Below are 12,579 nucleotides of genomic sequence, written 5' to 3' on the forward strand. Positions count from 1 at the left end.
GAAAATAAAGAAAAGGGTATCTCATAGGTCAGATTAACTGACACGTGAGAGCCCTATTTTTGATTGTCATAATAATATAGAATGCATTAGTGCTAGTGGAGGTATTTTATTAGACCTTTTTAATTTAAGTTGTTATTTTCAATCTTTTCATAGCTGATTTTTAACTAGTTTTTAAACATTAGAAGGTGAGTTAGAGTTCTTAGTCTAAATTAATCTGAAAATTAACATGAAAATCGGTAATCTCAAATGAGGTTACCGATTCTTTATATTCATTCCTCTATATCAACAGGCGAATTAATCTGATCTTTGTATAAATCAAAATACAGTTGCCCATTCGTCCCGCGAACACAATATGAAACATCAGCTAATTTCAAACTTCGCTGCTCAATTTCATTGAAGATCCATGCCTTAGTTAAATTGTTTTGAGTGATGTTTTCATCAATAATTTGACCATCCATAATGATTTCAATAGGGAAATCAGATTTGGAACGACTAGAAATTCCCAGATCTTCTCTAGTTACAAAACGATATAACGGTTTCTTTAATATAGATAAATGGCCATCAGGTTCAAAAATAGCGAATTCTACCTCATCTATATCAAATATATCTCTCCTTCTTAATGCTTGATTGAATGAATCCATTGTAACTTTTAGTTTTTCTATGTTTTTTTCAAGGATCTTTCCATCTTGTATAACAACAGTAGGTTCTCCATTGAAGATGGCTCTAGCTTTTTTATTTTTTAATGAAACTAAAGTAGCGAGGAATAAAAACGTGCAAAGAATGATTAATGCAGTTATGTAGTTACTAAATCTTATAGAAGTATTAAACGCTAAATTACCTGCAATAGAACCTATTGTTATAGAAGTAATATAGTCATGGTAAGTCATCTTTGAAATTGTTTGTTTTCCTAATAAGTGGGTAATACAAATAAGTAAAATAAATGCTGAAAGAGTTCGAATTATGACATCAATTGTTCCAATCATTACCTCATTACCTTCACCTTTAATTTTTATTCTTACTATATTTTTGCATAAAAGAAATAGATAATACGTAAATGTAGATTCTTTTATCAAGTATCTATCGAACTGAATCAATACTAATCCGGGTGAAAGGTATTTTTACTTATGTTTTTCTAATAAGCAGTCTAAATGATTCTGTATTCTAATTAGTATGGCTGTTAATCAAAGAAGCGGGCATTTAAGTAATTAAACACTTAAATGCCCTTTTTACTTCTACATAAATTTACCTTACTTGGTAAAAATGTTATTAACCTAATAATAGTAAATTAGCTTAACTATAAACAGATAAATAGTTAAGAAAATAACTAAATTAAATTCTATTTCATATGATTTTTGGGAGAGACTAAGGAGAGTTTTATATGGAACACGGATTGTTAGAAGTTTCAAACGTGATTATAGGAGAATTCTTAATATTACTCTTAATTGGTGTGATATCTTGGTTGGCTGCAAATAAACTAAATAAACCTTATACAATATTTCTAGTCATTATTGGTTTAGTAATTGGACTTATGAATATTGACTTTTTAGATAAAATTGCCGACCTATTTACCAAAAGCGAGACTTTTTCATTAATCGTTCTTGGTCTTTTTTTACCTTCGCTTCTTGGAGAGGCTGCGATGAAGTTTGAATATAGAGAAATTAAAAAATATAAAAATGAAATTCTAAGTTTAGCTCTTTTAGGTACATTCATAACATTTGTACTTGTTGCTGTTGCTTTGATTTATATTTGTAAGTTACCAGTAGTAGTATCTTTTACGATTGCTTCTCTAATGTGTGCAACTGATCCTATTTCGGTTATGGGAATGTTTAAGATTTACAATGTAAAGAAAAGTATTGCAGCTAGTTTAGAAGGCGAAAGCCTGTTTAATGATGGAATAGCAGTTGTGTTTTTTAAAATATCTACTGTATTCCTATTAAGTTACATTAACATGGGATTATCAGGAATAGGGGCTGGTTTTTTATTATTCTTCAAGGTTGTTCTGATCGGAACAGTTATAGGGTTAATTTTAGGATTTTTAGCATCATACATGATTAGTTTCGTAGATAATTACCCTCTTGAAACAATGGTGTCCTTCTTACTTTTTTATGGAAGTTATCTATTATCAGAGCATTTTCATGGAAGTGGCGTAATTGCAGTTGTAATTGGAGGCATTGTGTTTGGCAATTATGGAAAGAAAATTGGGATGAGTGCGGTAACCGAAGATTATATAGCCAGTTTTTGGGACATCATATCGTTTGTAGGAAATACAATTTTATTCCTACTAATTGGTTTAGTAGTTTATCGATTAGATGTATTTTCAAATTGGAAAGTTTCTTTCATAACGATATTGATTGTATTAATTGCTAGAACAATTGCAGTAAATATTAGTCTGCTAAATAGGAAAACCTTTACAAATAATGAAAAGTTCCTGATTAACTGGGGTGGGTTAAAAGGTGCATTGTCAATTGCACTTGCCCTGACTTTACCAGCTGAATTCCCATATAGAGAAAACATCTTGCTAATTGTATATACAAATGTAGTGTTTTCATTGCTGATTCAAGGTTTGAGTATTCCAAAAGTTATAATGTATATAAAAAATAAAGAAAAAGTCAGACAGTAATCGACAAAAAGATTTTTGATAAATAAATAACTAAAATAGATCATTTATAAAAAGACTTAAACATTGTTAACTGCTTTTTTCCAGGACTACAACGGTTAAGTCTTTTTATTTTGTTTTTGCGTAATACGAGTAAGCATCTACGTATAGAGTAGAAAGGACCATCCCCAACTATTTGTATCAAAGTTGAAAAAGGGATTTTACAATATATAACGAACTCCCAATAATAAACACTTTTATAAAGATTGGGTGGGATTAATAATAAAACAAAATGAAATTTATAGTGGTGATCAAATAAAAATTAGTATAATCGAGCAACTTCGGAACGCCGGTTGCGTTTTTGCAGAAGAAGAGGCTCAGCTTCTCATTTCTGAAGCTAATACTTTTGAAGAACTTTTAACAATGGTAAATCTTCGAGTAACTGGTTCACCATTAGAATACATCCTAGGTTGGGCGGAGTTTTATGGTGATAGGATTGTGGTAGTCCCAGGCGTCTTCGTTCCTCGCCGTCGGACAGAGTTTCTTGCTCAAATGGCTATTGAATTGTCTGTACCTGGTGTCAAAGTGGTTGATCTTTGTTGTGGTTCTGGTGCAGTAGGTGTAGCGATTTCCAAGGCAGTAGGGTTGGTTTCGTTGTATGCGGTCGATATTGATTCTACTGCAGTTCAATGTGCCAAGTGTAATGTTTCTAAACTAGGTGGTCTTGTATATGAAGGTAATCTTTATAATCCATTGCCACCTCAATTACTTGGGAATGTTGATATTATAGTAGCGAACGCACCATATGTTCCAACTGAGGCAATAACGTCTCTCCCTCAGGAGGCACGGCTATATGAACCAAAAGTGGCACTTGATGGTGGTAAGGATGGAAATGATATTCATCGGAAAGTGGCAGAAAATGCGTCTTTTTGGTTAGCTTCAGGCGGGCATTTATTAATAGAGACGAGTAAAATTCAGGCTCCTCAAACAGTTGAAATTTTTACTCAGTGTGGACTAATAGCCGGGTTAGCACACGATAATGATTTGGACGCCACAGTCGTAATTGGTACAAAACCGCCATTATAGAATTAATTAAAAACAACCAGTGTAGCCTCGTTATGGGTTACTCTGGTTGTTTTTAGTATCAAAGTTTATTTTTTGTTCGACTTTTTTGCTAAATTCTGTAGTTCACTTTGAGGCTCAGTTGAAAATTCAACGTCTTTTCCGTATCCTTGTGGATTAACACTTGGAGCCTTTTGTCCTCTTCCAGATGATTTTTTACTCATGTGCTTCACCTCCAAAGATAGTGTTTCCGAAGAGTGTAGATTTATGAGTAAAAGTAATCTAGTACATTCTATATAGAAAGATTTTTCTCTTTTTCAAAGTTAGAAGATGTACTATGTTGTGATAATACGCGGTCTAAAAATTTTTTTGTAAGTGGCATAAAGAAATTAAGTATTAACCCACCAAAACAAACGGTTAGCATCGTCCCAATGCCAATTGGTCCATTTGAAATGAAGGCAGCTATTAAGAAAATGAGATAAATGACTGTTTTCGAAATAAAGATAGTTGTTCTTGTTAATTCTTGTAGGATTAATGTTAATCGGTCCACTGGAATAGGTGCAAAGTTTGTGTGTAAATAGGTTGCAGTTCCGAGTCCTGAAATAACTAATCCAAAACTATAACATGCTGTTTTGCCATACCAAATTTCAGGTGTTACTAAATTGTGTAATAAATAAAGCCACATATCAATACCGATACCTGTAATAAAGGCAGTTACTAATCCTAAAAATTCTGGTCTTTGTCTTTTTAAAAAAGAATTTATACATATTAGAAGTAAAGCAATGATGATTTCCCAACTTCCGACAGTCAACCCCACATTTTTGGATAACCCTACTAAAAGTGCATCAAAAGGTGAAGTTCCAAGGTTAGATTGTATGTTGATTGAAATACCTAAGGTTAATATTAAAATTCCTAATACGTAAAAGACATGTTTCGCTTTAATTAATCGCTTTATCATTTAGTTATTTCTTTTAGCATTAGAATATGAGGAATCCCGTCTTCTATAAAGACATCAGAGGAAGTATGATAACCAAGTTTTTTATAAAAACCTTCTGCATGTGTTTGGCCATGCAATTTTACTTTCGAAGCTCCTTGTTCTTCCGCGATTTCTTCTAAAGCTTTAATAATGTTTTTGCCAAGACCAAATTTTCGGAAAGACTCAAGGATACAGATTCTTTCCAATTTACCTACTCCATCAACAAACCTAATTCTTCCTGTTCCGACTGGTTGTTCATTGTAATGAACTAATATGTGTTGGCAATCTCCATTCAATTTGTCGTATTGATCAAATTCATCTTCTAGAGGTACACCTTGTTCTTTCACAAATATATCTTTCCTTATTGCAAATGCTATTTTTAGCTCTTCTTCATTCATTATTTTTTTTGTATTCATCATTTTTATCAGTCCCTTTTAATTAAATTTTTTTGTTTTATTGCAAATGCAACAAAAATAAGTTAAATTCAATATATATCATTTTTATTGCATTTACAACAAAATTAATACTAAGGAGTTATTTATGAAGGAAATTCTTCGTGAAATTGGAATGATCGCAAGGGCTCTAGATTCGATCAGTAATATTGAATTTAAAGAGCATGACCTTACAAAAGGGCAGTATTTATATCTAGTGCGAATAGCTGAAAATCCAGGAATCATTCAAGAAAAATTAGCTGAGATGATAAAAGTAGATCGAACAACAGCAGCGCGTGCTATAAAAAAACTTGAAATGAATGGATTTATTGAAAAGAAAGAGGATAAAGAGAACAAAAAAATAAAAAAACTCTTTGCAACAGAAAAAGGGGAAAATGTTTATCCATTTATAAAAAGAGAAAACGATTATTCTAATATCGTTGCACTAGAGGGACTGTCCGAAATAGAAGTTGAAACCATTTTTACTCTACTTCAAAAGGTAAGAAAAAATGTAGAAAAAGACTGGGAATTTGTAAAAAAGGGAAACAAGAGAAATTATTGATTTTAGATAAGAGGAGAGACGGATTAATATGACGATCAAAATAACAAAGTGTAGCTCTAAAGATTCAAACACACTTCTACAAATCGGTTATGAAACGTTTAATGAGACATTTAAGGATCAAAATACGCTAGAAAATATGAATGCTTATTTAGAAAGAGCGTTTAATTTAAGTCAAATAGAAGAAGAATTGTTAAATCAGTCTTCGCAATTCTTTTTCATTCATTTAAATCAAACCATCGCTGGCTATTTAAAGGTCAATACAGACGATGCCCAATCCGAAGAAATGGGTTCTGAATCACTTGAAATCGAGCGTATTTATATAAAGAAGGAGTTTCAAAAACATGGGCTTGGTAAAATTATGTTTAATAAAGCCATAGAAATTGCGGAGGAACTTAATAAAAAGAAAATCTGGCTAGGCGTATGGGAAAAAAACGAAAATGCGATCGCATTTTATAAAAAAATGGGATTTATTCACACTGGATCACACTCATTTTATATGGGTGATGAAGAACAAATAGACTTTATCATGACTAAAACACTTGGGTAAAATTGTCCACATTAAAATAATCTCTCAACTACTGATTAATGGTAAAGAACACAAAGGAGAGAACAATGGAAACGACGATTAGACAAGTAAAAAAGGAAGATGTATGGGAAATAAGGCATAAAGTTATGTGGGCAGATCAGCCTTTTGATTATATCAAATTGAAAGATGATGATTTAGGGGTTCATTATGGCCTTTTTGAAGGATTTACTTTAATTTCAGTTATTTCTATTTTTATAACGAACGGAGAATGTCAGTTCCGTAAATTTGCAACTCTTCAACAAGAACAAGGTAGAGGGTATGGGAGTAAGTTGTTAAATTATGTAATAAAGGAAGTTCAGAATAATAGCGTGAAGAAAATTTGGTGTAATGCTAGAAAGAATAAAGTGAGTTTTTATAAAAAATTTGGTTTGATAGAAACCAATACCAGTTTTATAAAAGATGGGAAAGATTACGTCATTATGGAGAAATATTTATAGTAGATAAGTATAAAGGTTGACGATGATACTGATAATCATTATCATTTAATTATGATAACATTCAATACAAATAACCCCGGTATTGATCTATGGTGTCATAAAACCTTATGTATAATTCCCCACCCCTTTTTCATACGGTTATCCAAAAAAGCTTGACTAGTCACCAAGCTTTTTTGGTATTTTTTTGGTTAATTTTAGGGGGAGAATGAAATGAGCGGTCAATTTGGATAGTTAATCAAAATTGGTAAAGAATAAAATTAACAATATTCAATAATAAAATGGAGTAAGCACTTGAAAACTTTAATATTTTGTTCAATTATTTTTTTTCCTATTATTATGACTGGATTAGCCAGATTTAATCGAATGTTTAACACAATCTTTAATTTGATCGCAATCATTTCTTATGTAGTATTTGGTGGAATTTCAGCAATATCAATTTATGAAATTATAAAACATGATGTTGTTTTTATGACTAATATCCATGCTGTATTTCTTAATATTTATTTTTTAATTGCTGGCTCTTACTTAGGTATATATGGCTTATATCTATTGATTAATTTGATGATGAAACAGCTTAATCAAACTAATAAGTAAAGTACAAAAACACCACAACGCATCATTTCTCTATAGCATGCATTATGGTGTTTTTTTATCGTTATTTTTCTATTTGCATTTCTAGTTTTGAATCATACTCTTTTTTCGAAAGTTCACCTGGCCAATATGCAAATCTACCTAATACGGTAGTAATTGCTGGAACTAAAAGTGGACGAACTATGAATGTATCAATTAATACTCCAATACAAGTAACAATTCCAAATTGAACTAATACTTGAATAGGTAGTGTTGCTAATACTAGGAATGTACCGGCCAAGATTAATCCAGCAGATGAAATAACAGCCCCGGTTTTTGCGACGCCATTAGAAACTGCTTCGCGATGAGTTTGTTTCTTTTTATTTTTCCATATTTCCGAAACCATGAATATATTGTAATCTTCACCTAATGCTACTAAAAATACAAAGGAATATAATGGAATCGAACCTTGTATCGCGCTAGCCCCAAATCCGTAGTGAAGAATTAGCCAGCCAGCACCTAATGCTGAAAGATAAGATAATATGACGGTTAGAATTAAGTAAATCATCGCTGTAAAGGAACGTAAATAAGTTAACAGTAATAATGCAATTAATCCAATCATTACCGGAATGATCACGGATTCATCACGCTCAGTTATATTTTTTGTATCTAAATTTGTTACTGTTTCTCCACCAATCCAGTAATGCTTATTTACTTGTTGTATATCATATTCGTTCAATAGTTTCTTAATTTTCTTTTCTAGTTGAGGGATTCTCTCTAATCCTTTAATAGAATATGGATTATCGACTAGAGAAATTTCATATAATTGTAATTTTTTATTCTCTTTACCTGTAATAGGATCAGATACATCTTTTACGAATGAAAGTGATTCTAATTCTTTTTTTATAGGGATATTTTTATTTTCTGTATCGATTATTACTTTAACAGGTGCTAATAAACCTGATGAATAATGGTCAGATATTAAATCAAAACCTTCTCTTGAAGGCATATCTTTAGGAAATGATTGAAGTAAATCGTATGTGTATTGTACTCGAGGTACAAATAGAGCTAGCCCTCCTAAAAGCATGATCGAGACTAGAATAATTGTCCAAGGTTTTTGAGTAACTACTTTTCCTATTTTTTGATTAAATGTTACTTTGATTTTTGATTTCTTAATTGATTTGCCTTTTTTCTTAGCTCTTAATGCTTCCATTTCCTCTGTTCTTGGGATAAAAGGAAAAAATGAAACTCTACCAAAAATAGAAAGTAGGGCAGGTAGGATTGTGATTGAAGCAATACCCATAATAAGTACTGCCAAACTAAATGGTACTGCGAAACGATGGAAAGCACCATATTGAGCTAATAAGAGTGTACCTAATCCAATAACGACCGTTAAAGCACTCATCGAGATGGCTCCACTAGATTCTCGGATTGCGAGCTGAAGAGCTTTATACTTGTTTTCTTCCAAAAGTAAATACTCACGATATCTAGATATTAAAAATAAACAATAATCAGTACCTGCACCAAATAATAAAACTGTCATAATCGAAACGGCTTGGGAATCCACCGTTATAATACCTTTATCACCTAAAAAGCCTAATAATGGATTTACGATTCCATACGCGAAACCAACGACTATTAACGGGACAATTGCCATAATTGGTGAACGATATAGAAGGATTAAGAAAACTAATACAAGTGATACTGTTGATAATAAAAGTTTAACATCGGCTTGTGAAAATAAACTTACAGCGTCTGTTTGAATACCAACCGGGCCAGAAAAGCGGACTTTTAGACCTGATTCTGTTAATTTTCGTTTTACTGGGTTATTACCAGAATTATTTTTAATTAGCTTTTCTATTTTGTTGATGTTTTTTTGTAGTACTTTATCATCTGCTTTTTTATCAAAAAGAACGGCTGTAATGATTGTAGTACCATCCTTTGAAGAACTTCGTTTAATTGCCTGGATAGGCATTAAATCATATGACGGAGATGTTAATTGATTTTTTAATGGATTATTTCTAAGTTCTTTATAAACAGTTTGAATGACTTTGTAATCGTCCTCACTTAGACCGTCTTTACGGTTCCAAACAATTAATAAAGGATTTCCAGAATCAGTTGGAAATTCTTTTTTTATTAGCTGATCCGCTTTTTGAGACATGGATTGCTTAGGTAAGTTATCTGCTGTATTGTTTTCTACTTCGTTTACAGATGGAAAAGTAAATGATAATACAACCGTTAATAAAACCCACACCAACAATGTTATCCATCTTGTACGTTTACTACTTACAAATTTGCCCCAAGAATGAAAGGGGTGCTGTTTCATATGGAATTCACCTCACGTAAAATTTATTATCTTAATTATATATACTGGTCAGTTAATTAATCAAGAACTTTTGTTATGCTATAATGAAGGGGAATTAAAAGGTTAGGAGAGAATCATATTGGAACAAATTAAACGGCCTCTTGGAAGACCACCGCAGGATTCAAAAAAAAAGCCTACAAAAACAACAATCGTTGAAAATGCAATCCAATTGTTCCTTCAAAACGGATATCAATTAGTTTCAATGGATGACGTAGCTAAGAAGTGTGGTGTGACCAAAGCAACGGTTTATTATTATTATCCAACAAAAGCAGATCTCTTTACGGATGCAATGGTTCAAATGATGCTTCGAATAAGTGATCGAATTGCTGAGATTTTATCTACAGATAAATCGTTAAAAGAAAATCTCAACGAAATGGTAAAAGTCCATTTAAGAGCAACTTTTGAAATTGATTTAAAAGCTTTTACGAAAGAAGCGAAAGTCTCTTTATCAGATGAGCAATTACAACAGATGAATAACGCTGAAGAAATGATGTATAATGTGATCGAAAAAGCAATGACAATGGCAATAGAGAATGGAGAAATACCTAAAGGGAATCCAACATTCTATACCCAATTGTTCTTAGCAATTTTATCGGTTGGAAATTATAAGGATACAGATCAAAATTCAATTTTCCCTACAATAGATGAAATGGCTGAACAGATCATAGACTTCTTTTGGAATGGAATAATGGGCAATAAATAAAAGAAGATTTACTTTTTGAGTAAATCTTCTTTTTTTGCGTGTTAAATAAAACATATTCAAAATTGAGAAAAGGCTCATGTGTAAGTAAAGAGCAAGAAAGTGAAAATAACATACTAATAAAAGGCTCATGAGTATGTTTTAGAATAGTAGGTTCGGTTTATTTGTACAGTAATCTTTTAATGTCCTTAAAGATAAGCAGGAATTTAACTGAACAAGTTGAATTAAGTACTACAACTGGTAAATAATACAAAAAATCACATTGTTTACGCATCAGCTCAGCTTTATTATTCAAATAATTTTCAACTAGGCTTTCACTTTGATTCCTTAAAAAAAGTTTAAAAGCAAGGCTTAGGATGAAACAAATAAATACCTAAATCTGCTGTCCAAAATTTAAACTTTGAGGTGTCTACAATGAAAGATATTTTACTAATCTTATTATTGCAATTGATTTATGTACCTGTCTTAACATTACGAACAATTTTTCTTGTAAAAGGGTTGAGTGTATCTGCTGCGCTTTTTGGTTTTTTAGAAGCAATTATCTACGTATTTGGATTATCGCTTGTTTTTTCCGGAGATCAAAGTACTGTATCAATGGTTGTTTATGCTGTCGGATTTGGAATTGGCATTCTAATTGGCAGTTACGTAGAAAATCGCTTAGCAATTGGCTACACGACACTAGTAGTTAATTTGACGAACAAAAATAAACTACTAATTAATCGACTTCGCGAGGAAGGATTCGGAGTGACTGTGTTCCAAGGCGAAGGAAGGGACAGCGAGCGTTATCATTTGGATATATTGACAAAACGTAATAGAGAACCCGAACTAATGGATCTTATTGAACAATATGAACCAAGTGCCTTTATTATTTCGTATGAAGCGAGAAGGTTTAAGGGTGGGTTTTTATTAAACGCAATGAAGAAAGCAAAACATAAATCAAACGTATTATAGACACTATATAGTAAATAAAAAATCAGAGAAACTGGCGTATAGTTTCTCTGATTTTTTTATTTAATGATTTAAAGAGTGTTTGGCTGTCAATTAAGGAGCTAATTAAACCAAAATAAATGTAACGAAAGATAGAAGAATTGATGTAATGATTATGGCGATTAGAGGGAGTAATGATTTTGTACGTAATTCTTTTAGGTTAATATTTAATCCTAAACCAGTCATAGACATTGTTAAAATAAATGATGTGAAAACAGCAACGTCTGACATAGTTTTATTTGATACTGGAACTTCTTTTCCAAGGACGTAACTCCCTACAAAACTCATAATTACAAATCCAATTAAAAACCATGGAAACTCCAATTTTGTTTCTCCATCTAATTTTCCTTTCTTTTTCATCCAGAATAAAAGGATAAAACAAACCGGAATTAATAGAAAAACACGAGAAAGTTTGGCAAGCAATGCATGAGCGAGAGCATCTTGACCTGCAGGAGCAGCTGCTAAAGCAACATGTGCAATCTCGTGAAGACTTATTCCAGCCCAAGCTCCATATTCAGTTGGACTAATCGGTAATAAAGGATAGATTAGAGTATAAATGATGGAAAAAATTGTGCCGACTAATGCTATGATCCCAACGGCCATAGCTGTGTCTTCATCTTTAGATTTTATTATTGGAGATACGGCAGCGATTGCAGCGGCGCCACAAATGCCTGTTCCAATACTTAATAATAAGGACAGATTAAAGTCTGCTTTAAGCCATTTTGCTATAAGCAAAAGAACAACAATCGAAAATATAATTGTTCCAGCCCCTTTTAGTAATAAAGGCAAACCATCACTAAAAATGACAACTATGTTTAGTTTTAAACCGTACAGTATGATGGCAAATCTTAAAAGTCTTTTTGAAGAAAATTGAATTCCTGCGCGCAATTTTTCAGGATAACCAAAAAATTGTCTATATACTAAAGCAAGTAAAATGGCACAAGCAAGTGGTCCAATATGATCGAACCCTGGTAACTTTGCCAATAGAAAACCTAGAACAGCTATGATGAATGTAAAAGCCACTCCATAGATCATTGCTACATTTAACTGTTTAATAGGCTTTTTTTGTTGCTCTGGTTTTGTATTGATTATTGCTTTTTGTTCCATCTTGTCCATCTCCTCGTGGCGTTCTATGTTATTATCGTATCGAATCTTTTATCATAAGGAAAATAAATTATTATTATAGTTATGATAAGGAAATACGATAGTTAGAAATAGAAGGTATAAATTAACTATAAATAAACAGAGCCTTTTTAAGTTTGGGCTTTGTTTTTTTATTTTAGAGCTAGGTGAATCTTATAAAGTGT

General features: G+C 32.0%; 14 protein-coding genes. 8 read left to right on the forward strand and 6 right to left on the reverse strand.

Annotated elements, in window-relative coordinates:
* Positions 1-269 precede the first annotated feature (269 nt).
* Positions 270-983 carry a DUF421 domain-containing protein gene (locus COJ46_RS05070; protein WP_097976823.1) on the reverse strand — a complete coding sequence of 238 codons (714 nt, stop codon included), beginning with the start codon at positions 981-983 and terminating at the stop codon, positions 270-272.
* Between the two features lie 395 nt (positions 984-1,378).
* Between COJ46_RS05070 and COJ46_RS05075 the strand changes: the two genes are divergently transcribed.
* Together COJ46_RS05075 and COJ46_RS05080 are read left to right on the forward strand one after the other, a co-directional pair.
* The gene (locus COJ46_RS05075) at positions 1,379-2,620 is read left to right on the forward strand and encodes a cation:proton antiporter (protein ID WP_097976821.1); all 1,242 of its coding nucleotides are present in this window, start codon (positions 1,379-1,381) and stop codon (positions 2,618-2,620) included.
* A 246-nt stretch (positions 2,621-2,866) separates the two neighbouring features.
* Positions 2,867-3,682 carry a putative protein N(5)-glutamine methyltransferase gene (locus COJ46_RS05080; RefSeq protein WP_286133574.1) on the forward strand — a complete coding sequence of 272 codons (816 nt, stop codon included), beginning with the start codon at positions 2,867-2,869 and terminating at the stop codon, positions 3,680-3,682.
* A 65-nt stretch (positions 3,683-3,747) separates the two neighbouring features.
* On the opposite strand, the gene COJ46_RS05085 is transcribed toward COJ46_RS05080, so the two are convergent.
* The 3 genes from COJ46_RS05085 to COJ46_RS05095 form a co-directional block, all read right to left on the reverse strand.
* Complete coding sequence (locus COJ46_RS05085; RefSeq protein WP_056467807.1) at positions 3,748-3,882, reverse strand: hypothetical protein; 135 nt, start codon at positions 3,880-3,882, stop codon at positions 3,748-3,750.
* A 68-nt stretch (positions 3,883-3,950) separates the two neighbouring features.
* On the reverse strand, positions 3,951-4,616 hold the full coding sequence (locus tag COJ46_RS05090) for a YczE/YyaS/YitT family protein (protein WP_097976819.1): 666 nt from the start codon (positions 4,614-4,616) through the stop codon (positions 3,951-3,953).
* Complete coding sequence (locus tag COJ46_RS05095; RefSeq protein ID WP_097976879.1) at positions 4,613-5,050, reverse strand: GNAT family N-acetyltransferase; 438 nt, start codon at positions 5,048-5,050, stop codon at positions 4,613-4,615. Before COJ46_RS05095 ends, COJ46_RS05090 begins: the two co-directional genes overlap by 4 nt.
* Before the next feature lie 124 nt (positions 5,051-5,174).
* Here COJ46_RS05095 and COJ46_RS05100 point away from each other — a divergent pair, with 124 nt between their 5' ends.
* The 4 genes from COJ46_RS05100 (at position 5,175) to COJ46_RS05115 (ending at position 7,244) form a co-directional block, all read left to right on the forward strand.
* A complete protein-coding gene (locus COJ46_RS05100; RefSeq protein ID WP_097976817.1) occupies positions 5,175-5,627 on the forward strand; it encodes a MarR family winged helix-turn-helix transcriptional regulator in 453 nt (150 codons plus the stop codon).
* Between the two features lie 28 nt (positions 5,628-5,655).
* Positions 5,656-6,174, forward strand: a complete 519-nt coding sequence (gene paiA / locus COJ46_RS05105; protein WP_097976815.1) for a spermidine/spermine N(1)-acetyltransferase — start codon at positions 5,656-5,658, stop codon at positions 6,172-6,174.
* Between the two features lie 65 nt (positions 6,175-6,239).
* Positions 6,240-6,650 (forward strand): GNAT family N-acetyltransferase, encoded by a 411-nt coding sequence (locus tag COJ46_RS05110; protein WP_097976813.1) that lies wholly within the window; start codon positions 6,240-6,242, stop codon positions 6,648-6,650.
* A 291-nt stretch (positions 6,651-6,941) separates the two neighbouring features.
* Positions 6,942-7,244, forward strand: coding sequence for a transposase (locus COJ46_RS05115; protein ID WP_097976811.1), 303 nt, complete (start codon positions 6,942-6,944; stop codon positions 7,242-7,244).
* 61 nt (positions 7,245-7,305) lie between these two features.
* On the opposite strand, the gene COJ46_RS05120 is transcribed toward COJ46_RS05115, so the two are convergent.
* Complete coding sequence (locus tag COJ46_RS05120; protein WP_097976809.1) at positions 7,306-9,546, reverse strand: MMPL family transporter; 2,241 nt, start codon at positions 9,544-9,546, stop codon at positions 7,306-7,308.
* A gap of 118 nt (positions 9,547-9,664) precedes the next feature.
* Here COJ46_RS05120 and COJ46_RS05125 point away from each other — a divergent pair, with 118 nt between their 5' ends.
* Positions 9,665-10,288 carry a TetR/AcrR family transcriptional regulator gene (locus COJ46_RS05125; RefSeq protein WP_097976807.1) on the forward strand — a complete coding sequence of 208 codons (624 nt, stop codon included), beginning with the start codon at positions 9,665-9,667 and terminating at the stop codon, positions 10,286-10,288.
* Between the two features lie 411 nt (positions 10,289-10,699).
* Positions 10,700-11,236, forward strand: a complete 537-nt coding sequence (locus COJ46_RS05130; RefSeq protein ID WP_097976806.1) for a DUF2179 domain-containing protein — start codon at positions 10,700-10,702, stop codon at positions 11,234-11,236.
* 102 nt (positions 11,237-11,338) lie between these two features.
* Here the strand turns inward: COJ46_RS05130 and COJ46_RS05135 are convergent, their stop codons facing one another.
* Positions 11,339-12,379, reverse strand: coding sequence for a YeiH family protein (locus tag COJ46_RS05135; protein WP_176522552.1), 1,041 nt, complete (start codon positions 12,377-12,379; stop codon positions 11,339-11,341).
* Between the last annotated feature and the right edge of the window lie 200 nt (positions 12,380-12,579).

This window comes from Bacillus sp. AFS077874, from assembly GCF_002566505.1.
Taxonomy (GTDB): domain Bacteria; phylum Bacillota; class Bacilli; order Bacillales; family Bacillaceae_G; genus Gottfriedia.